At 44.1% G+C, this 20,840-nt stretch carries 19 protein-coding genes; 11 read left to right on the forward strand and 8 right to left on the reverse strand.

The features are described from left to right. Window positions 1–80 precede the first annotated feature (80 nt). Together AB4503_RS03395 and AB4503_RS03400 are read right to left on the reverse strand one after the other, a co-directional pair. Complete coding sequence (locus tag AB4503_RS03395; protein WP_017062632.1) at window positions 81–1,367, reverse strand: DEAD/DEAH box helicase; 1,287 nt, start codon at window positions 1,365–1,367, stop codon at window positions 81–83. A 182-nt stretch (window positions 1,368–1,549) separates the two neighbouring features. Beyond that, window positions 1,550–2,533 carry a GTP-binding protein gene (locus tag AB4503_RS03400; RefSeq protein ID WP_372113637.1) on the reverse strand — a complete coding sequence of 328 codons (984 nt, stop codon included), beginning with the start codon at window positions 2,531–2,533 and terminating at the stop codon, window positions 1,550–1,552. Between the two features lie 545 nt (window positions 2,534–3,078). Between AB4503_RS03400 and clcA the strand changes: the two genes are divergently transcribed. Continuing rightward, complete coding sequence (gene clcA, locus AB4503_RS03405; RefSeq protein ID WP_017064484.1) at window positions 3,079–4,485, forward strand: H(+)/Cl(-) exchange transporter ClcA; 1,407 nt, start codon at window positions 3,079–3,081, stop codon at window positions 4,483–4,485. Window positions 4,486–4,724: 239 nt separating this feature from the next. Beyond that, window positions 4,725–5,672, forward strand: coding sequence for a TDT family transporter (locus AB4503_RS03410; RefSeq protein WP_017062635.1), 948 nt, complete (start codon window positions 4,725–4,727; stop codon window positions 5,670–5,672). Window positions 5,673–5,830: 158 nt separating this feature from the next. Here the strand turns inward: AB4503_RS03410 and hmpA are convergent, their stop codons facing one another. Beyond that, window positions 5,831–7,027 carry an NO-inducible flavohemoprotein gene (hmpA, locus tag AB4503_RS03415; protein ID WP_017062636.1) on the reverse strand — a complete coding sequence of 399 codons (1,197 nt, stop codon included), beginning with the start codon at window positions 7,025–7,027 and terminating at the stop codon, window positions 5,831–5,833. A 368-nt stretch (window positions 7,028–7,395) separates the two neighbouring features. Here hmpA and norR point away from each other — a divergent pair, with 368 nt between their 5' ends. Together norR and AB4503_RS03425 are read left to right on the forward strand one after the other, a co-directional pair. Continuing rightward, complete coding sequence (gene norR / locus AB4503_RS03420; RefSeq protein ID WP_372113640.1) at window positions 7,396–8,988, forward strand: nitric oxide reductase transcriptional regulator NorR; 1,593 nt, start codon at window positions 7,396–7,398, stop codon at window positions 8,986–8,988. 89 nt (window positions 8,989–9,077) lie between these two features. Beyond that, a complete protein-coding gene (locus AB4503_RS03425) occupies window positions 9,078–9,437 on the forward strand; it encodes a glutaredoxin (RefSeq protein WP_017062638.1) in 360 nt (119 codons plus the stop codon). A gap of 109 nt (window positions 9,438–9,546) precedes the next feature. Here the strand turns inward: AB4503_RS03425 and AB4503_RS03430 are convergent, their stop codons facing one another. Next, on the reverse strand, window positions 9,547–10,182 hold the full coding sequence (locus AB4503_RS03430) for an OmpA family protein (protein ID WP_029235219.1): 636 nt from the start codon (window positions 10,180–10,182) through the stop codon (window positions 9,547–9,549). A 258-nt stretch (window positions 10,183–10,440) separates the two neighbouring features. On the opposite strand from AB4503_RS03430, the gene AB4503_RS03435 reads away from it, so the two are divergent. From AB4503_RS03435 to AB4503_RS03460, 6 genes are all read left to right on the forward strand, one after another. Then, entirely contained in the window at window positions 10,441–11,067 is a 627-nt protein-coding gene (locus AB4503_RS03435; protein ID WP_017062641.1) for a thioredoxin domain-containing protein, read from the forward strand. 76 nt (window positions 11,068–11,143) lie between these two features. Then, the gene (locus AB4503_RS03440; protein WP_017062642.1) at window positions 11,144–11,617 is read left to right on the forward strand and encodes an FKBP-type peptidyl-prolyl cis-trans isomerase; all 474 of its coding nucleotides are present in this window, start codon (window positions 11,144–11,146) and stop codon (window positions 11,615–11,617) included. A gap of 172 nt (window positions 11,618–11,789) precedes the next feature. Next, window positions 11,790–12,380: a TetR/AcrR family transcriptional regulator gene (locus tag AB4503_RS03445; RefSeq protein ID WP_017062643.1), complete on the forward strand. Its 591-nt coding sequence runs from the start codon at window positions 11,790–11,792 to the stop codon at window positions 12,378–12,380. Window positions 12,381–12,523: 143 nt separating this feature from the next. Further along, window positions 12,524–13,555, forward strand: a complete 1,032-nt coding sequence (locus AB4503_RS03450) for an NADP-dependent oxidoreductase (protein ID WP_017064480.1) — start codon at window positions 12,524–12,526, stop codon at window positions 13,553–13,555. A 35-nt stretch (window positions 13,556–13,590) separates the two neighbouring features. Beyond that, complete coding sequence (locus tag AB4503_RS03455; RefSeq protein ID WP_017064479.1) at window positions 13,591–14,211, forward strand: glutathione S-transferase family protein; 621 nt, start codon at window positions 13,591–13,593, stop codon at window positions 14,209–14,211. Window positions 14,212–14,361: 150 nt separating this feature from the next. Next, the gene (locus AB4503_RS03460) at window positions 14,362–16,038 is read left to right on the forward strand and encodes an RluA family pseudouridine synthase (RefSeq protein ID WP_102320759.1); all 1,677 of its coding nucleotides are present in this window, start codon (window positions 14,362–14,364) and stop codon (window positions 16,036–16,038) included. A gap of 166 nt (window positions 16,039–16,204) precedes the next feature. Here AB4503_RS03460 and AB4503_RS03465 read toward each other — a convergent pair whose 3' ends face one another. The 3 genes from AB4503_RS03465 to AB4503_RS03475 all read right to left on the reverse strand — a co-directional run bounded on the left by AB4503_RS03465 (window position 16,205) and on the right by AB4503_RS03475 (window position 18,642). Continuing rightward, on the reverse strand, window positions 16,205–16,498 hold the full coding sequence (locus AB4503_RS03465) for a YkgJ family cysteine cluster protein (protein WP_080582263.1): 294 nt from the start codon (window positions 16,496–16,498) through the stop codon (window positions 16,205–16,207). A gap of 175 nt (window positions 16,499–16,673) precedes the next feature. Then, entirely contained in the window at window positions 16,674–17,858 is a 1,185-nt protein-coding gene (locus tag AB4503_RS03470; protein ID WP_372113642.1) for a serine hydrolase, read from the reverse strand. A 178-nt stretch (window positions 17,859–18,036) separates the two neighbouring features. Further along, entirely contained in the window at window positions 18,037–18,642 is a 606-nt protein-coding gene (locus AB4503_RS03475) for a DUF4136 domain-containing protein (RefSeq protein ID WP_372113643.1), read from the reverse strand. Window positions 18,643–18,910: 268 nt separating this feature from the next. On the opposite strand from AB4503_RS03475, the gene AB4503_RS03480 reads away from it, so the two are divergent. Next, window positions 18,911–19,165 (forward strand): YgjV family protein, encoded by a 255-nt coding sequence (locus tag AB4503_RS03480; protein ID WP_017068159.1) that lies wholly within the window; start codon window positions 18,911–18,913, stop codon window positions 19,163–19,165. A gap of 135 nt (window positions 19,166–19,300) precedes the next feature. Here the strand turns inward: AB4503_RS03480 and AB4503_RS03485 are convergent, their stop codons facing one another. Continuing rightward, the gene (locus AB4503_RS03485) at window positions 19,301–20,764 is read right to left on the reverse strand and encodes a diguanylate cyclase domain-containing protein (RefSeq protein WP_372113645.1); all 1,464 of its coding nucleotides are present in this window, start codon (window positions 20,762–20,764) and stop codon (window positions 19,301–19,303) included. Window positions 20,765–20,840: the final 76 nt, after the last annotated feature.

Consider the following 20,840-nt stretch of genomic DNA (forward strand, 5'->3'; position numbering starts at 1 on the left):
ATGACAATAAACAATATTGCGATCAATACAAACAAAAAGAGCCACATAACAGTGGCTCTTTTTCATTACCAACCGTAATTTTACTTACGACGGTTTTTAATTCGCTTCATCATAGTCAAACGACGTTCAGCGCTTGCTTGATCTTGTGGCTCTTCGTTCGCGTTGTTCTTACGACCCTGACGGTTTTTGTAAGCCGATTTAGTGTTCAGCTTCTCGATGTAAGCATCACGTTTCTTCGGTTCATAACCCGGTTGTTCAACACGACGAATGCGCTGTTGAATCAGTTTTTCAACTTGAACGACAGTCAGCTCTTCTTCGCGGTTAACGAAAGAGACAGCGTGACCTTGCTTACCTGCACGACCTGTACGGCCAATACGGTGAACATAGTCTTCTGCTAGGAAAGGCATGTCGTAGTTAATTACGTGTGGTAAGTCTTCGATATCAAGACCACGAGCCGCAACGTCGGTTGCTACCATTACACGCGCTTTACCTTCTTTAAAATCGTCTAGAGCACGACGACGAGCACTTTGCGCTTTATCACCGTGACACAGTACTGCTTTAATGCCGTCTAGCTTAAGCTCTTTAACTACATCGTTCGCTGTTTCTTTGTAGTTAACAAAAACAAGCACTTGGCGCCAGTTTTTACGACCAATCAGCTCAGAAAGCAGTTCTGTTTTACGCTCTTGATCCACTGGGTAAACCACGTGGCCGACAGTAGCAGCCGTTGAGTTTTCGCGCTCAACACTAATACGTTTTGGTTTACGCAGAATATCAACAGACAGTTGGTTTAACTGAGTAGAAGTCGTTGCAGAGAACATCATGATTTGCGGTGATGTTTCTACATCCAACATGATCTTACGAACGGCATTGATAAAGCCCATATCAAGGATACGGTCAGCTTCATCAAATACTAGAAATTCTAGGTTAGCAATAGACACGTTACCCGCTTCTAAGTGCTCTTCTAAACGGCCAGGTGTTGCAACCAAAATATCCACACCCAGTTCTAGTTGACGAACTTGTGAAGACATCTTGTTACCACCGTAAACCGCAGAAACACTTAGATCTGTGTATTTAACGTAGTCTTTAATGTTTTGAGCGATCTGCGCAGCAAGCTCACGAGTTGGAGCAAGAATAAGGCCGCGAGCCGTTCCTCTAGACGCCTTTTTACCGCTGTTCAAAAGGTGTTGGATAACAGGCAATGAAAATGCCGCTGTTTTACCCGTACCGGTTTGAGCAGTAGCAAAAATATCATGGCCTTTACGAGCCATTGGAATCGCTTTTTGTTGAATTGGAGTGAGTTTTTCATAACCACACTCAGTCAACGCTTTGACTAATTCAGGAGCAAAACCTTGAGAGGAAAATGACATTGTTACGGGTTCCTTAAGCAGACAGCCTACATTCTTATTTCAGCCGAGCACTATAAAGTAATTAGAGTGATTTATCTCACATTTATCGTGATATAACGCAAACTTTCTCATTTAATCTGGTGTTTATCCCGCCTTCAACGAGGTAAACACCAAGATCCTTGGTTCAAACAGCAAAAACAGGGCTATTTGATGCCACACAGCTTGAGTAGAATCTGCTCGAGATCGCCCCATGGCATGATCTGCGAGTCGATCACTTCCAGTCGAGATTCAAAGCCATCAAGCGTAATTTCGTTCACAGACACGACTTGATTCGCCACATTGAATGCGTAGCAACCTTGGTCGGTGTTCACGACAGCTTTTACACGCTCGGCCGTTAGATCTGACAACATAGAGAATAGCGCATCGAAGTTGAACTTATGCTCTGCGCCAAATAGCCAACCACAACTAAAGTAGCCCTGTCCTTTATTCTCTTTACGGATGAAAGCTTCACCAGGAGGAAGTTGGAATTGAGGCTCTTGTTCAGCGTGATCGTGATGATGCGCTTCAATATGAGAGGAAGCACTGCCGTATACTCTTTCAATGTCCAACACTTCCAATGGCACTTCACCATCGTGAATTAGCTTATGGAAGACTTTTGCTGGCGTTTGATCCGTCACCCAATCATTAAACACATCGATGTCTTCAGAATGAACAAGATCAACCTTAGTACCAAGAATCACATCTGCACTATTTAGTTGATCATTAAAATTCTGATTCGAGGTGTACTTTTCATTAGACAGATTTCGTGGGTCAACCAAACCAAGCGTCGCTTTTAAATCGACATATGGTGTGTACTGATCGGAAGTCAGTGTCGCTATAACCTGTTTAGGGTGACCAAGCCCTGTCGGCTCAATCAATAAACGGTCTGGCTTTTGGCGAAGTAAGGCATTAATACCCACTGACATAGGCACGCCCGCAGTACAGCACATGCATCCACCCGGCACTTCTTTAATCAAAGCGCCTTGATCTGTCATCAATGCACCGTCAATGCCGATTTCCCCGAATTCATTAACCAGAACAGCCCAGTTTTCATTCTCAGGTTTGTTTTTTAGTAGGTTCAAGATGGCTGTCGTTTTACCAACCCCCAAGAAACCCGTAATGATGTTTGTAGGAACTTTTTTAGTCATATCAGTTCTCCTTTTTAAGGGAGTATATACACAATCACGGAGAAATTGACCCCAATCGCTTGTTTATACGGAGAATGATTTAAGCCAGAAGTTGTATGGGTGTCACTAGAAAAGGGGGGGGGAACGATGAAAATGGGATGCTCCAGACGAACTAAAGGCGTACTTACTCAGTACGCCTCACCCTCGTTACTCAATCGTGAGTTCGCGAATCAGGAAGCCTTAAATATCGACCTGAACATTTAACGAGGAACTAAAACTTTGTTTCTGAATCCATCCAAATTGTGTGTAAAACCTCACTTCTCCTTGCGGTTCGTTATGTTGCTTTACGATTTAACTATGGTTCATTTTTGGGGATATTCAAGCCGCCGCCAGAGAATCGATCAAAACTGTGACGGTGATTCCACTATTGAGCATATATTCTATTTATGTAACACGTACATTCCATAAATGAAATTCAACTTTTCAACTTTGTTGCTATAGGATATGCAGAGGAAGCGTATAATTTAATGCAACCCCGCCTTAACTCATTCAGGAAACTTATCTTTATGACCAGAAGAGAGAAAATTAAGCAGTCCTTACTAGCCAAGATGCCAAGGGATGCTATTAATCAATTTCTCTCAAGAGATAAGACCCCAGCTTCGGTTCTCTTCCTTTCTTGTATTGTGGGTGTACTTGCTGGTGTAGTGGGTACCTATTTCGAAGTTGCGGTTCATTTCATCACAGAAACTCGTACCGATTGGCTGAAAGATGAAATCGGTAGCCATTTACCACTGTGGCTTGCTGCTTTCCTTATTAGTGCGGCATTCGCCTTTATTGGTTATTTTCTCGTTCACCGTTTTGCTCCAGAAGCTGCCGGTTCAGGTATCCCTGAAATCGAAGGTGCAATGGACGGCATGCGCCCTGTTCGATGGTGGAGAGTATTACCCGTAAAATTCTTTGGCGGCATGGGCGCGTTAGGCTCTGGTATGGTTTTAGGCCGTGAAGGGCCAACCGTTCAAATGGGCGGCAGTATCGGTCGTATGGTCACTGATATCTTTCGAGTCAAAGACGATGACACTCGCCACTCACTGTTGGCTTCAGGTGCCGCTGGTGGCTTAGCCGCCGCATTTAACGCACCACTGGCAGGAATCATGTTTGTGGTTGAGGAGATGAGACCACAGTTTCGCTACTCACTCATATCAATCAAAGCTGTCATCATCTCAGCAGTTTCAGCCAACATTGTATTTCGTTCTATCAATGGCCAATCTGCCGTTATCACAATGCCTCAGTACCAGCCGCCTGAACTCGACGCACTTTGGTTATTCTTATTATTAGGTGTGTTGTTCGGCCTGTTTGGTGTGATTTTCAATAAACTGATTACGCTTTCCCAAGACCTGTTTGTGGCGATCCACAAGAATGACCGTAAACGCTACTTGATGACAGGCACCCTACTTGGCGGTTGCTTTGGCTTGTTGCTCCTTTATATACCTGAATTAACTGGTGGTGGTATTGGTATCATCCCGAACATCACGAATGGCAGCTACAGCGCCAATGTGTTGTTGTTGATTTTCTTAGGCCGAGTCCTCACTACCCTGCTTTGTTTCGGCTCTGGTGCGCCAGGCGGTATCTTTGCACCAATGCTTGCGCTAGGAACACTCTTTGGTTATGCGTTCGGGCTTATCGCAGCGGCATTCTTTCCCGAACTGAATATTGAACCGGGTATGTTTGCAATTGCTGGCATGGGAGCATTATTTGCCGCCACCGTGCGAGCGCCTATCACTGGCATACTGTTGGTTATCGAAATGACCAATAACTACTACCTGATCCTGCCGTTGATCATCACCTGCTTAGGTGCGGTAATCATTGCTCAAATGTTAGGTGGGCAGCCAATTTACAGTCAACTGCTTAACCGTACGCTGAAAAACGAAAAACTAAGACAACAAGATCTCCCTCAACAAGAGGAAGTACGTTAATTACAAATGACTCATGAAACAAAAGCACACATTCAACGTGCTTAATCTCCCGATTCCGTATCAAAATCAAAAAAGCAAACGTTAAACTTGGTATCATCCACTCAAAATTAGTTGAGTGCCCTCAAAATCTATTGATGGAAGACCTACACACTCTAACTAACGCAAATAGTCCAATATTCTGTAATTAACTAAGTCGGAGCAAGTCGTTGAACTGGAGAAGATTAACCCAAGTAAAAAATGTGCCGCCATCTCAGGCGTCTTTAGCACTTGGCGTTATTGGGTTAGGACAAGCTTGGGCGTTATATATCCCGGGCATTGGTGAGATAATTCGTCCCTACCTCGCTGCATTCGGCGCGCTATTATTGCTGCCTGTTTTACTGCGCTATTTAACGAGCTTTAATACCTTCCTTAATGATATTCGCCACCCGTTAAGCGGAAGCTTGATGGCACCAATGAGCATGGCTTTACTGATTCTGTGCGACTATTTAGCCGAGATATCGCCAGCTATCGCCTACCCAGTTTGGTTCTGCGCGCTATTGCTGCACTTTACCATGATGGTGTTGTTCTTCAGTTTTCAGATCATCAACTTCAAAATGTCGAACATTGTACCGAGTTGGTTTCTGTATCCGGTCGGTTTGATCAGCAGTTCCTTAGCTGGCACACAGTTCGGGCACACCGTATTTTCAGAAACACTTGCGGTCACTTGTATTGGTATCTATTTCCTTATGTTGCCAGTGGTGTTATACCGCTTGGTGTTCGAAGGCAATCTTCCTCGCCGAGCAAGACCAACACTCGCTATCATGGCAGCTCCGGTTAACTTGTCTTTAGCCGCTTACTTGGTTAACTTCGACAACCCAGACCCGATTCTAACAGGTGCATTGGCGGGCATTGCCATCACCATGACTTTGTTGATTTACTTGTGTTACATCCGCCTAATGCGTTTGAAGTTCCAACCTTCGATTGCTGCCGTCACCTTCCCATCTGTGATCAGCGCTATTGCCATGCATCGTCTAACTACATTTTTCGGCGCGGAATACCCACAATGGTATTGGCTACACAAGTTTGGTTTCTTTGAGCTAACCATCGCCACCATTCTAGTGATTTGGGTTGCCGGTGGTTACGTAAAAATGTACTGGCCTGAGTTTTTCGATTCCGACTACATGTCCAAGAAGATGAAACGTTCTTAGATAGAAGCGAAAAGATCTTAGCTGAACCATCGTGTACTGCAGTAGTCGATGATGTCAGACAAAACCAACCAAACCCAAAAAGGCCTCACACTGTGAGGCCTTTGAATAGGCAAGGTATTAATAGTTCAGGCGAGTGTTACTAGAAATGCCGAGACCTATTAGAAGTTAGCGTGAGGGCCGAATACTTCGTAGTGAACGCGTGAACGGTCAACTTTCATTGCATCTAGCTGCTCTACGATGTTCTTCATGAAACCAACAGGACCACAGATATAGAAATCGCTCTCTTCAAAGCCTTTAGTATCAGAGATAGACGCTAGATCCATTTGACCTTGATGCGTGTTTTCACATGCAGATTCATCTTTGTTCATGTACCACGTTTTCGCTTCCCAACCTTTGTCGGCAACAATATCTTTAACACGAGTCGTGAAAGAGTGTTGGCCTACGTTCTCACAAGCGTGAAGGTAAAGTACTGGCTCGTTTTTATCTTCCGTGTTTAGGAACTCAAGCATAGACTGCATTGGCGTTACACCAACACCTGCAGAGATAAGTGTTACTGGCTTGCTGCGCTCTTGATACATGAAGTCACCCGCTGGTGCGTATAGGCTAACCTCATCACCAACAGCAACCGTATCGTGTAGGTGGTTAGATACAACGCCTTGTGTCTCTTGGCCTTGTCCTTCACGTTTAACAGAAATACGGTATTGCTTGCCGTTTGGCTTATCAGACAGTGAGTATTGACGAATCTCGCTGTATTGAGAGCCTTCTGGTTTCACTTCGATACCGATGTATTGACCTGGTGTGTAATCCAGAACTTCACCGCCGTCTTTTGGCTGAAGGATAAAACTTGTTACTAGCGCTGACTCTTCGATTTTGTCTGCAATCACAAACGCACGCGCTGCTTCCCAACCACCAACAGCTTGCTTACGCTGTAGGTAAAGTTCAGCTTCACGATCGATGAATACTTGCGCCAAGAATAGGTAAGCGGCTGTCCATGCTTCTTCCACTTCTGGAGTAAAGGCGTCAGCAGCTAGTTCACGTAATGTCTCAATCAGGTGCAAACCAACAATTTGGTAGTGCTCTGGTTGAATGTTAAAGCTTGTGTGTTTCTGAGCAATACGTTCAACGGCAGTTGTTAACGCTGCTAGATTTTCAATGTTCTTTGCATATGCCGCGATAGCTTCAAACAGTGCTACGCCTTGGCGACCTGTTCTTTGGTGAGTCATATTGAAGATATCTTTCAACTCAGGGTTATGCGTGAACATACGTTGATAAAAATGCTGAGTTAAAGCTGGGCCTGCGCTCTCAAGTAGAGGAATAGTAGATTTGATGATTTCGATATGTGCATTGTTAAGCATGAATTTACTCCGAACACTGAGCCTTATGACCTATATGTCATTTTGACTACTAAAAATTAAGAATGACTTATCGATTTTCTGAAACCTTAGTTATTTTTAGAAACTGAGTTATTTTGACTCGTTTTCATTTCAAAAAATCGCGAAACCTGATTAATGCAACCTGATTGATTGAGATCAAGAATCGTCTGTTTAATCAGCGCTATAATTGTGCTTCTCTGTATCTTCTGCACAATCAGTGCCAACTTTATCAATCCCCGTCATTACTGGTTTTCTTCTCAAAACTCATCTTATAAAAATGTCAAAAAGACCTTTTTTTTAAGTCAATAAGACTCTATTATGTAGATAAACACACACAGTTAGAGTTTTTTATGCAAGATATCTCCGCATCTACCCTCATGGAAATGACCATTGGCCTCGCAAGTGGTGTCAACGATCAAGATCGTTTCAATCGCCTGATCGATGCCATTCGCAAAACCATAACGTGTGATTGTGTCGCGCTTTTAAGCCTTCAAGGCGACACGCTAGTACCTATCGCAATGCAAGGGCTCAGCCGAGATACGTTCGGTCGTCGCTTTATCATTTCAGAACACCCACGGTTTGAAGAGATCTGCGCGTCTCGCTCTCCTGTTCGTTTCGATGCTGACAGCTCCTTACCCGATCCTTTCGATGGTTTGCTTATTGACCATGATGGCGATTTACCAATGCATGCTTGTATGGGCTTGCCTTTGCTATTTGGCGATAAGCTCTTAGGTATTCTGACTCTAGACAGCTTGAAACCTGATGTCTTCGCGAATATTCCGGCGCGTAACCTTGAAGTACTGGCAGCTATTGCAGCCTCAACCATGCAGATGGCACTGACCTTCTCGCAACTTGAGCATCAAGCAAAACAGTCAAAGCAATTACTCGAAGAATTGAACGTAGAAGCGTGGGAACGTGACGGCGGCGAGTTGATTGGTAACAGTGACACCATGGTCGCACTTAAGAACGACATCGCTGTTGTCGCGCCGTCTGAATTCAACATCCTGATTCATGGTGACACCGGGGTTGGTAAAGAGCTCGTGGCTCGCACCCTGCACCACCAATCTCAACGTAAACGTAACCCACTCGTCTACGTAAACTGTGCTGCAATTCCTGAAAACTTAGTAGAGAGTGAACTGTTTGGTCACGTTCGTGGCGCGTTCACTGGCGCAGACAAAAACCGCTTAGGTAAGTTTGCTTTAGCCGATGGTGGCACACTGTTCCTTGATGAGATTGGTGAGTTGCCTTTGGCTGCTCAAAGTAAGCTCCTACGTGCGCTGCAAAACAACGAAATCCAACCTGTTGGCCAAGACAACATTCAAACTATTGATGTTCGAGTATTGGCAGCGACAAACCGAGATCTAAAACAAGAAGTTGAAGACGGTCGATTCAGAGCCGATTTGTACCACCGATTGAGTGTATACCCTATCGCGGTGCCAGCACTGAAAGATCGTGGTGACGACATCAGCCTATTAGCGGGTTTCTTCTTAGAACAAGCACGTCGTAAGCTTGGTATCAACCAAGTTAAGTTCCGCTCCGACGTTCTTTCTTTCCTAAACCGTTATGGTTGGCCGGGTAACGTGCGTGAACTTGAGCATGTGATCAGTCGTTCAGCATTGAAAGCGTTAGCGCGCAGCACCAATAAAAACCTGGTGACAATTACCAAGGAAGATTGTGGTCCACTCGACCAAGATCAGCCTATTGCGACGACACAGGTGAAGAACACACCGTTATCGACACCAACGATCGACCTTTCTGTAGGGCTACGTGGTGCAACGGACGATTTTCAACGCAGTATCATTACTGAGGTGTTGGAAGATGCCAACTTTAACTGGGCACAAGCAGGGCGAGTTCTGAAAACAGACCGAGCAAACCTGACTCGACTGTCTAAGCGTTTAGGGCTAAATGTGGCTAAGTCTCACACGATCGAACGGACAAAATAGATATTAGCGGTTTGTTGCGAGCATCTGACAAAACTTGTGTATATAATGCTGCAAATTGTAACGCTAATTTTAAATATGTAGAGAGAGTTATGAAGTTTATCCGTTGGTTCTTAGGTCGTGTCATCTTGTTATTGAATTTTGTTTTCAGCCCACGTGGTGTGAAGCGTTCTCAAGAAGAACAAAGCAAAGTGAATGAGCAAGCAAAAACGCACACATTATACCAATTCGAAGCGTGCCCATTTTGTGTGAAAGTGCGCCGCGCGATGAAACGTCAGTCGGTTCAATTTGAACTTCGTGATGCAAAAAACAACGAGCAACACCGTGCTGAGCTTGAAGCTGGCGGCGGTCGTGTGAAAGTGCCTTGTCTACGTATCGAAAAAGACGGCAAAACTGAGTGGATGTACGAATCTTCAGATATCGTGACTTACTTAGAAAAGCAGTTTGCATAAGCAATAAAGCAACAAAAGTCAGATACAAAAAATCCCTCGAATGTGAGGGATTTTTTATGTCTGTTATTTGGCGTTAATCGCTTCAAATTGGGCGCGAAAGTTCAAACGACTACTTCGTGACAATCAGCATCAATTCAACACGGCGGTTACACGCCTTGCCTTGCGCAGAAGCGTTCGTACAAGCTGGAACATACTCACCGAAGCCACGAGTATAGATGGAACGACTTGATACGTAGTTACTCTCTAATCGAGCCTTCACTTCTTTTGCTCGCTGCTCTGAAAGCGGATCATTGATTCGATCTGTGCCCGTGTTATCGGTGTGCCCTTCAATCACCACATCAATATCTTGGCGTTGAGCAAGGTAGCTGCCTAGCGTATCTAGCCATTGATTATACGCTGGCTCAGGGAATGCTGAACCTGTTTTAAAGTTCACGTGCTGCTCAAGCTTTACCATCACATGGTTACCCGGCAACACTTCAAAATCGATGCGGTTTTGTCTTAAAAAGACTTCCAGTGGGTCGTTAGTCGAAACGCCACGTCCGTAGTTGGTCGTGATGGTTCTGTGTTGATGAGTGCTACTCTGGATAGAGTACCCACGATTGCTTGCTACATGAGTCGTTTGAACCACACCCCATTCAGGATGCATCAAGTCGTAATCGGTTTGTGGTGCAGTCTCTAGCATGTCACCGCCAAGTAAGTCAGTTGGTGACGTGGCTTCACACCCAGCCAAAGCTATGCTTAACATTATCGCTAAATATCTCATTACTTCACCAACCACTCATGCAGATAAACCATTCACTAATGTCTATATCGGCACCGAGGGAAAAACTTTAGACGAAAAGAAAGCAGAACCCAAAAAAGTGCTGTTGATCACAGTTAACCGTCTACTAGCTTGTCTTCAGCCGCTAGTTCGAACTGTTTGCATTTATTTACCTTATAATTGTTTTCCAATTCGTACTAAATAGTTAGAATCTCACGACTTCTCAACGCTAGAGCAAACATTATGTTTAAACCATTTACTAAATTCATCACAGCACTCGCTGCCGTACTCATTATCGCGGGTTGTAGTGAAACAGACGAGCCACAAAAAGGCGTTCAATACGAAGCGCTTCCTACTGCTCTAACAGAATTTAACTTGTCTCCGATCACTGAAATCTTCTCTCTTAACTGTGGTCACTGCCGTCAAATGGAAAGTGCCATTCCAGAGATTGAATCTCTAACAGACCAAACTATTGGCAAGATGCACGTGACGTTCAACGAAAGCGCTCAAATCAGCGCAATGATCTACTACACAGCAGTGATGCAGCTTGATGCGACGCCTGACCACGCATTCATGGACGACCTATTTGGTGCCGTTCAAATGGGTGCAGATGCAACACCTGAGCAGCGTCAACAAGCACTAGAGACAGCGTTTACTTCTCGTGGTTTGGTTAGCCCATACCAGCTGAATAAAGAACAGCAAGTCGCTCTTTTCGACTACGTTAAGCAAGCAGAAGAGATCTCAGTAAAAGGTCAGATCAACTCAGTACCAACCTTTATCATCAACGGTAAATACCAAGTACTAACAGCAGGTCACCAAGACGTTGCTGGCATTGCAAAAACGATCAACTACCTTTTGACTCAACCATAATCACGGCTTTAGTCAACTGATTAACACATTTTGTATTAACTACGAAATTCAGCACTCAATATAAATAGGTTTTACTATGTCTAAATTTGTCATCCCGGTCATTGTCTTTCTTTTGGCGGGTTTCATGATTTACCGTACTTGGACGAATCATAAGTCTGGCGGAGAAAACTTCGAACAAGGCCAACAATTTCTAATTGAAAACGGCACTAAAGAAGGCGTGATTACGACTGAAAGCGGTCTTCAATACCTTGTTCTTGAAGAAGGTACAGGCACAGAGCACCCAACTAAGAACAGCAAAGTAACGGTTCACTACCACGGTACGCTAATCGACGGCACTGTTTTCGACAGCTCTGTTGAGCGCGGCGAGCCAATCTCATTTGCTCTTAAGCAAGTAATTAAAGGCTGGCAAGAAGGTTTGACTTACATGGTTGAAGGCCAAAAAGTTCGTCTATTTATTCCAAGCACTCTAGCTTACGGTAAAGGCGGTTCAGGCCCTATCCCACCATCATCGACTCTGATTTTTGATGTAGAACTCATCTCTATCAAATAATCGAAGTGATTGATTTAAGCCCCAACATACGCGCTATGTCGGGGCTTTTTTATATCTGAACATTTGAAGCCTCTTTAGATATTGAGCTATTTAGCTACTGTAACAACGACCAAATATACCCTCGAAAACCGACCACTAGACGACTGGTCTAATTTAACTTATAGTACCGCCCATGAACGAAAAAACGAATGACACACGCCTGCATGTTTTAGATGTTGGCTACCAATTAATAGTGAACAACGGCTTTAACGGCGTTGGCTTATCGCAATTGCTTAAAGAAGCGGACGTGCCGAAAGGGTCGTTTTACCACTACTTTAAATCGAAAGAGCAATTTGGCGAGGCTCTGATCCAGCACTATTTTGAGACCTACATCAGCAGAGTTGAAACTATTTTGGTTCATGGTGAAGGCAACCATTACCAGAGAATTGTCAGTTATTTCACTCGATGGTCACAGATTGAAAACGGCACCTGCAATGCTCATAAATGCTTGGTCGTTAAACTCAGCGCGGAAGTTTCTGATCTTTCTGATCCTATGCGCCAAGCGCTATTAAAGGGTGCAGAAAAAGTGACGAATACCATCGAACAGTGCATTGTCGGCGGTATTGAAGATGGCTCCATAAAGGTTGAAGAGAGCCAAGAAGCAGCTCAGAACCTATACTCAATGTGGTTAGGCGCCAGCTTATTGAGCAAGCTGAGCCAAAGCTCACATAGCTTACAGTCAGCTTTGAGCCTTACCGAACGAATTTTAAAAGGTGAAAGCTAATAACGCGCAGCGCGCTTTATTGGCTTTAACTTAAAAAAATCACCCGCCCTCTTATCAATTTGATGACGGCGGGATTTTTAGACAACAAGACTAGACGACTGGTCTAATTCTAAATGTATAAAATACACAATTAAGGACATCCAATGACTCAACAAGACAATCGCCGAATCGTATTGGCTTCTCGCCCAGTTGGCGCACCGACTCAAGACAACTTCCGTTTAGAGACAATAGCTGCGCCAAGCATCAAAGACGGCGAGATGTTACTTCGCTCAGTTTACCTTTCTCTAGACCCATACATGCGTGGTCGTATGAGCGATGCTAAATCCTACGCAGATCCCGTTGCGATTGATGAAGTGATGGTAGGCGCAACCGTATGTCAGGTTGAAGAATCAAACCACGCTGATTACGAAATTGGCGAGTGGGTACTGGCTTACACAGGTTGGCAAGATCTTGGTGTGTCTAACGGTGAAGGCCTTATCAAACTAGGTAAAGAACCAACGCACCCTTCTTACGCGCTTGGCATCATGGGTATGCCTGGTTTTACTGCTTACATGGGCTTGCTTGATATCGGCCAACCTAAAGAAGGCGACACGCTAGTCGTTGCAGCAGCAACAGGTGCTGTAGGCGCAACCGTTGGACAAATCGGCAAACTAAAAGGTTGTCGTGTTATCGGCGTTGCAGGCGGTCAAGAGAAGTGCCAATACGCGAAAGAGGTTCTTGGCTTTGATGAATGTATTGACCACAAAGCTGACGACTTCGCAGAGCAACTGGCTAAAGCGTGTGACAACGGCATCGATGTTTACTTTGAAAACGTTGGGGGCAAAGTATTCGATGCAGTAATGCCTCTACTTAACACAGGTGCTCGTATTCCTGTGTGTGGTCTTATTTCTCAATACAATGCGACTTCACTGCCTGAAGGCCCAGATCGCATGTCTAGCTTGATGGGTATGTTGCTGGTTAAACGAATTAAGATGCAAGGTTTCATCATCTTTGATGACTACGCGCACCGTTACAACGAGTTTGCTGTTCAAATGACAGAATGGTTGTCTCAAGGCAAGATGCACTATCGTGAGCACCTGGTTGAAGGTCTAGAAAATGCGCCACAAGCATTCATGGGCCTATTGGAAGGTCAGAACTTCGGTAAGCTTGTTATCAAAACGAACGAAGCTAAATAAATTCAATAAACTGAACCCGTTAACTAGGTAGAATCATGATTACTTTGCATCACCTGAATAAGTCGCGCTCAAAGCGCATCATCTGGCTATTGGAAGAGCTTGGGGTAGATTACCAAATCAAACCCTACCAACGAGACAGTGTCACTTTTCTTGCACCACCAGAACTCAAATCCATTCACCCATTGGGTAAATCTCCTGTCATTGAAGACGATGGCGTCGTGATCACTGAATCTGGTGCTATCACGGAATACCTAATCGACAAATACGGTCAGGGTAAGTTCGCACCTACACGCGGCACCGCAAACTACGTTGAGTATTCGCAATGGCTTCACTTCGCTGAGAGTTCAGGTATTTTGCCAATGCTGCTTAAGATCTTTGTAATGAAGGACGGCTGTGAAACTAACTTCCTAGGCGGTTATGCAGACGATGAAAACCAAAAGATCTTAACTTACGTGAATAATGCACTTGAAGGTAAAACCTACTTGGTTGCAGACACACTAACAGGTGCAGATTTTATGATGTCGTTCATCGTAGAAATCGTTGGTAACTTTGGTGCAACTGCGCTTTACCCTAACATCGCTAAATACGGTGAACTTTTAAAGAGCCACCCTGCTTACCAAAAAGCTGAGCAAGTAGAGCTAGAACACTCGAACTGATCGAGTTTCACTCAAACACGTGCTTGCTAGAGTAAACACAAGAAACTAAATGAAGCCAAAGCCGATTTATCTTCTGCTTTGGCTTCTCATTTGTCTTCATTTCGACAACAATACCGAACTCTAACTGAACAGCCATAGAGTTTGATCTTAATGCCAACAAACCTCGCTCAATACACACCTCTGCACCTAGCAAACACGAATGTCGATTTAGCGCTACCGACTCGTTTTACGTTTCCGTATTACTATACCCCGCACCCTGTGTGTGAATTCGCTATGCTGCAGCTTCAGCAATCACTTGTCGACTGTGGTGTGAATGAAACCTCGCAAGGTAATCTCTACGCTGTGCTTCTTGTTCAGAATCCAACCACACAAGGGTTAGGTTACCTTTCTGCGTTTTCAGGCTTGCAGTTAGATCCGGCTTTGGTCTCTCAGTTAAACAACATTCACTTTGTTCCACCAGCCTTCGATTCAAAACAGTTTCAATCTCAAAACAGTGCGAACCTTGCTCGACAATTGCAGCTCTCGGACGACATTGAAAAGCTGCAACAGTCGCACAATCTAGACACATTATTGGCCGAGCTTGAAGGGTTAAAAATCGAATCAGCAAAAGCTATCGAAGCCTTTCAGTTAGCAATGGCCGCAAACAAAGCTCAGCGTAACGAACTCAGAGAACAAGCCAATCAAGAAAAAGCATTAGGGAATCTAGAGTCAGCGGCGAATTTGCTCAAACAACTGGGCAATCAAAGTAGCCAAGAGAAACGTGACCTAAAAGCACTTCGTATTGAGTGGAAACAGAAGATCGCAGAGCGCCAATCACAAATTGATTTGATTGAAAGCGAACTGAAAAACCGTAAGCAAGATCACCAAGCAGTTTCACAACAGTTGGAAACTCAACGCCTCTCTCACTATCGCTTTATCAATCAAGCCAAGCAATCTAAGAATTTACTCGAGTTGCTCGATGGTAAAGACGCGCTTGAAGGCTCTGGTGACTGCTGCCTACCTAAGTTGCTTAACTTTGCGTTTGAACACGGGTTCAAGCCGTTAGCATTATCTGAGTTTTGGTGGGGATTACCGCCTACAGACATCATTCGACAACACGCAAACCTCTACCCTGTTTGTCAGAGTAAAAGCTTTGAGATCCTCGAACACCAGTTAAGTGGCATAGAGCTAGAAGATAACCCGCTTATCGTGAACCCTGCGGTTGGTAAGTCTTTTAATATTGTTTATGAAGACGATGAAATCGTAGTCGTCAATAAGCCTGAAGAGTTCTTGTCGGTTCCCGGTAAGTTCATCGAAGATTCAGTTTATACCCGCATAAAAGCGCGTTACCCGGATGCGACTGGTCCTTTGATTATCCATAGGTTGGATATGTCGACGTCAGGTTTGTTGATCTTGGCGCTCACGGCGGAATCAAACAAGCATATTCAGAAGCAGTTCATTAATAGAACCGTAGAGAAACGCTACACCGCTTTGTTAGATGGCGAGATAACGGGCGAATCTGGCAATATCAGCCTTCCTTTGCGCGGCGACATCACGGACAGACCAAGACAACTGGTTTGTCACCAACACGGCCGAAATACAGAGACCCATTGGCAAGTGGTTAGCACTCACAATGGCAAAACCAAGGTTCACTTGTACCCTAAAACAGGGCGAACCCACCAGCTGCGAGTGCACTGTGCTCATCCATTAGGGCTTGGTGTACCTATTCGTGGTGACGACTTATACGGATACAAACGCGAGCGCTTACACCTGCACGCTGGCTACTTAAAGTTGATTCACCCGACAACCGGTGAATGGATGGAGTTTGAAGTGCCTTCCGAGTTCTAAACTCTAACTTATCGAGCTAAGACTCTTATCTCACTCAATATTTGATCTCATAAAACGCATCAAGGTTCTACAACTGCTTAAGGTATAGAACCCTGATATTTAATTTTAATGTGATTATCACAGTTCATTAGCGTACTTTAGTTACTGAGTTCAATACTGCAGACGCCTAGCCCATCACATCTTTGCGCTGGTCAACACATTCGAAAGAGCCCATTTCGAACTCGCGACAGATCCATGGTCGGTTTTCGTAGATAGTACACATCAGTGTTTCTCTATCTACCGCAGAACACCAGCCGTCGTCTAAGCGCTTCATGGTTTCACCGCCCCATTCATCATAAGCGATGTGCTCTTCAGGTACGCCCGTATCTGTGATGATCATAACCTCTAAACGACAACAGCATGCCTGACAATTTGCACAGGTTACTTCGGGTTCGGTTACGTTCTTTATATCTATCGTCATAAGTGACTACACTGCTAAATTTTGCGTATAGTAATCGAAACCGCCCGCTACGGCTAATAAAGATAGTGCGGCGCGGCGTTTTCATTGATGTAGAAATAACAAAGGGCGCTGTGATTCACTCACAACACCCATAATATTTCGACTTTTCAGCGCGGCTTATCGCCACAGGCTCTATTTAGAACAGGCTCGCGAAGAACAGCTTAACGTAGTCTATTAAACGTTTGAACAAACCGCCCTGTTCAACCGCTTCAAGCGCGATCAAAGGCTGAGTTTGAACATCTTCGCCATCAACGGTGTAATGAACCACACCTAGAGTTTGACCTTCTGCAATTGGCGCTTTCAGTTCAGAGTTAAGCTCGATAGATGCAGTCAGCTTTTTACTGTCTGACTTAGGCAACGTAATGAACGTGTCTTCTGCCACACCTAATTTCAATGTGTCTTGCTCACCAAACCATACCTTCTCTTCAGCCACTTGATCGCCGCCTTTATGCGGGTTTAGTGTATCGAAGAAACGGAAACCGTAGCTCAACAGCTGTTTGCTGTCTGATTCACGGCTCTTAACGCTTGATGTGCCCATCACAACCGCGATAAGTCTCATCTCACCTTGTGTCGCTGAACTCGCCAAACTGTAGCCAGCACCAGAGGTGTAGCCCGTTTTCATGCCATCAACGGTTAAGCTTCTATCACGCAACAAGCCATTACGGTTATGTTGAGTGATGCCGTTGTAACTGAAAGAGCGTTCGCTGTATAAGCCATACACATCCGGTAAATCACGAATAATGGCACGACCGAGTAACGCGATATCGTAAGGAGTCGAATAGAGGTCGTCTGCATCCAAACCATGTGCATTGGCAAAATGGGTGTTTTCTAGCTTCAGAGAGGTAGCCCAAGAGTTCATCAGGTCAACGAATGCATCTTGTGAGCCTGCAACATGCTCTGCAATCGCAACGCTAGCATCATTACCGGATTGAATAATCAAGCCACGATAAAGATCCATCATCGCTACATCGGTGTTTACTTCGATGAACATTTTTGAAGAGTCTGGGAAGTTCTTCGCCCACGCGTTCTCACTGATTCGTACCTGATCATCAGCAGAGATGTTGCCTCGCTTCATCTCTTGACCTGCCACATAGCTGGTCATCAGTTTGGTCAAGCTTGCTGGGTTTAACTTCGTATGTGCGTTTTTTTCTACCAGCACATCACCAGAATTAAAATCAATTAACACATACCCTTTTGCGCCTAGGCTAGGTGGGCTTGGTACTATAGAAGGTGCTGCGATAGCTGCATTACTTACCATCGCGGCGTTACTTACAATGAATATACTTAATAGAGGGAGAGAGTATTTGGAAAACAGTTTCATTGAATCAAACCTAAGTTAACGTTTTGAGCAGTATAGACAAATGCTAGCAAAAGAAGCGCGAACTTTACGTTGCTTTACGTATTTGTACCATTCGTTACAAATAAAAAAGTATAATCTGCGATCTGACCATATTTTCCACAACTAATATTTACTCCACGAATGCATTCAACGCCTAATGCTATCGCTCAGGCATGCGTCTAAATAACATTTCAACAAAGCCAGTAATACGCAGTTTGCTCTCGCTTGGCTCTAAATCAGGTTGGATGCCAGACTGTGCTAATGCTTGCCATTGTACGACCTCTGAGTTAGGTACGAAAAACGCAATGTACAACGACCCTTTCTCCGCGACTTTACCTTCACCATCGTAAAATGGCACACCAGTAGATAGCTTAATCGCATCGAAGATAGACTCATCGTTCAGTTCCGATTCTTCCGCTAATCCAAAGCCTACAACAACATCACCGACACCATCCTGCTTTAACTGATAACCTTTACTTGAGAGCTGTTCTTGAATCGAATCACGCACTAAATCGGTTACCACGGTTTCATCGTATTTTTGAGAAAGGTAAACCTTTTCTGACTCAGGGTGCCAGGAGTACGTCATCACGCCGTGTTTCATGAAACCAAAGTCACCGCTAGTGACCACACCATAATTGTGTGTGGGTGGTATTTCTTGCGTAGAGCATGCGGTCAGCCCAATAGCCATCAAAGCCATCAAAGCCATCAAAGCCAATAGTGCTGCTTTTTTTATGCTTTTTGTTGCACAAATGGATCGTTTTATCATTCGAGGCTTCCTTACCTATATAAGAATAACTATCAATTCAACCTCCAACATAAATAGTAATTATGTTAATAGAAAGGTCATTAAACGTTTGCGTAATCGCTAACCTTCACCTCTGTCTGTTTTGGGGGTTTAATCACAAAAACAGAGTTGGTATAGTTCTCCCCGTTAAACAAAACCAGACCATTCGAGGCACGGAGCTTCCTCAATCATCTCATGAAGAGAAGAATTGGTACCGACAAAGTATCGGCAAATTTAAGAGGGTCAAACAATGGAATTCAATATGGTTGAAATTTTAGGTTACGCTGCGTCTATTATGGTCGCAATTTCATTAACAATGAAAGATATCGTTCGTCTGCGTGTCCTTAACTTTATTGGCTGTGCACTCTTCACAGCATACGGCATCATGATTGACGCATGGCCAGTTGCAGCCACCAACGGCTTTATCGCTTGTGTAAACATCTACTTCCTTGCAAAAATGCAAAAGGAAAAAAAAACGGAAGCGATGAAAGCAGCGAAAGCTTAAATTAACGATTAGCCTTTCAAATAATTCTGAAAAAGCCCAAATAGAGCGATCTATTTGGGCTTTTTTGTGTTTGTCGTTCTCAAGAGCTCGATTTGTGTGAACAAAACTTTTCAATTCAATGAGGCTTTCAACCGATCACATGTAAGCAACGTGATATTCGTTCTCTCGATACGCTTGAGTGTTGTTACGTCCACTCTCTTTTGCTTGATAAAGCGCTTTGTCGGCTTTATCGATAGCGGTTTCAATGTCAGTCAGTGCTTGAGCATGGCAACAACCAGCGCTGATTGTTACTGGCGACACTAAGCCTTGAAGTTGCTCAACACATAACCGTAACGCCTCTGATAATTCGAATAACTCATGTTCATCACAATCAAACGTCACCAAAATAAACTCTTCACCGCCATAGCGTGCAATCAAACGACGACGGTTAACAAATCTCTTCAGTGATTTTGCGACCTCACAGATAACCCTATCGCCTTGAGCATGACCATATTGATCGTTCACCCGCTTGAAATGGTCAATATCCAGCAAAATGACACCGACATTTGTTAGCGGATAAGGCGACCTTTGAGTAATTTTCAGTTTTAGCTGTTCGATAAAACTCCGTCGACTAGGAAGCCCAGTAAAGTAATCGAGGCTTGCCACATCCAAGATTCTAAGATGACGATGCCGCAGGTAAAGCACCAACACGACAATAATGCTCAACAAACTTACAACCAAAGCCATCAAGCTAATAAACAATAGGCTATGATTTCGATTAAGCTCTTGCTCTAAGATACCTGCAGAAATGACCCAATTAAGATAAGGGTAAAACTTATAGAAGATTTTTTTGTTGGTCGTGCCACTATCACTGGAAATCGAGTAACTGAATTGACCTTCTGGTTTGGTGGCGATTCGATCAATAAGCAGTTCAGACGAGTAGCCTATTAAGGATTTCAATGATTTGTGCTCATAATCTGGATGAAGTACTAAGTTACCCTGCAGATCGACAATGTACACATATCCGCTATCACCAAACGCATACTTTCTAAGTTTATCTTTTAAACCTTCAAGATCGACCAAATACATCAATTCTTCTTTATAGGTCGTCGCAACCAAAGTATTACCACTCGGTAGCCTCATCGAATAAGCGACTTTGGCTCTGCGGCTTATCTCATGAGGGTTAGCGTGAAAGTACTCGATCATGCCAGAGTCAATAGTGAGCTGTTTTTGGATATGAGTAAGATGCCCACGCTTCTGACCTTGCAAGAATGGATGGTAGAGATGGACGCCTTGGGGTGACATCAAATAGATATAACCCGATTGTCCAATATGCAATTCACGGGCAATTTGGCTTACCTGTTCAACTTCTTGTTCTGGCGTGGTATGCCATACATGAGACGCAACGGTATCCGTAATTCCTTTAAGATATGTCTTTATCGCCTCATTAACTGTGGTGTCGACAATATCGTAACTCGCGTTCACAATCGTACGAAAAAACAGTTGGTTAGATTCCAACAATGACCTTTCAGTTCGATTAAATTGAAAGGCAGAGAGGATCAGAGAAACTACGGCCAGCACAATTGAGAAACTAAGAATGTATTTACGTCTGACTTTCAAGATTACCCCATAGCTTTCTAATTTTAGGTAACGCTATTTTTTGTTATAGGCAGACTGTTTTATATCATACTTATCT

The organism is Vibrio sp. 10N.222.55.B11 (assembly GCF_041473705.1).
GTDB classification, from domain to species: domain Bacteria; phylum Pseudomonadota; class Gammaproteobacteria; order Enterobacterales; family Vibrionaceae; genus Vibrio; species Vibrio crassostreae_C.

Excerpts from the sequence above, each read along its gene's own strand:
- AB4503_RS03395 (WP_017062632.1), bottom strand. The coding sequence starts at position 1,367 with ATGTCATTTTCCTCTCAAGGTTTTGCTCCTGAATTAGTCAAAGCGTTG.
- AB4503_RS03400 (WP_372113637.1), bottom strand. The coding sequence starts at position 2,533 with ATGACTAAAAAAGTTCCTACAAACATCATTACGGGTTTCTTGGGGGTT.
- clcA (WP_017064484.1), top strand. The coding sequence starts at position 3,079 with ATGACCAGAAGAGAGAAAATTAAGCAGTCCTTACTAGCCAAGATGCCA.
- hmpA (WP_017062636.1), bottom strand. The coding sequence starts at position 7,027 with ATGCTTAACAATGCACATATCGAAATCATCAAATCTACTATTCCTCTA.
- norR (WP_372113640.1), top strand. The coding sequence starts at position 7,396 with ATGCAAGATATCTCCGCATCTACCCTCATGGAAATGACCATTGGCCTC.
- AB4503_RS03425 (WP_017062638.1), top strand. The coding sequence starts at position 9,078 with ATGAAGTTTATCCGTTGGTTCTTAGGTCGTGTCATCTTGTTATTGAAT.
- AB4503_RS03430 (WP_029235219.1), bottom strand. The coding sequence starts at position 10,182 with ATGTTAAGCATAGCTTTGGCTGGGTGTGAAGCCACGTCACCAACTGAC.
- AB4503_RS03435 (WP_017062641.1), top strand. The coding sequence starts at position 10,441 with ATGTTTAAACCATTTACTAAATTCATCACAGCACTCGCTGCCGTACTC.
- AB4503_RS03440 (WP_017062642.1), top strand. The coding sequence starts at position 11,144 with ATGTCTAAATTTGTCATCCCGGTCATTGTCTTTCTTTTGGCGGGTTTC.
- AB4503_RS03445 (WP_017062643.1), top strand. The coding sequence starts at position 11,790 with ATGAACGAAAAAACGAATGACACACGCCTGCATGTTTTAGATGTTGGC.
- AB4503_RS03450 (WP_017064480.1), top strand. The coding sequence starts at position 12,524 with ATGACTCAACAAGACAATCGCCGAATCGTATTGGCTTCTCGCCCAGTT.
- AB4503_RS03455 (WP_017064479.1), top strand. The coding sequence starts at position 13,591 with ATGATTACTTTGCATCACCTGAATAAGTCGCGCTCAAAGCGCATCATC.
- AB4503_RS03460 (WP_102320759.1), top strand. The coding sequence starts at position 14,362 with ATGCCAACAAACCTCGCTCAATACACACCTCTGCACCTAGCAAACACG.
- AB4503_RS03465 (WP_080582263.1), bottom strand. The coding sequence starts at position 16,498 with ATGACGATAGATATAAAGAACGTAACCGAACCCGAAGTAACCTGTGCA.
- AB4503_RS03470 (WP_372113642.1), bottom strand. The coding sequence starts at position 17,858 with ATGAAACTGTTTTCCAAATACTCTCTCCCTCTATTAAGTATATTCATT.
- AB4503_RS03475 (WP_372113643.1), bottom strand. The coding sequence starts at position 18,642 with ATGATAAAACGATCCATTTGTGCAACAAAAAGCATAAAAAAAGCAGCA.
- AB4503_RS03480 (WP_017068159.1), top strand. The coding sequence starts at position 18,911 with ATGGAATTCAATATGGTTGAAATTTTAGGTTACGCTGCGTCTATTATG.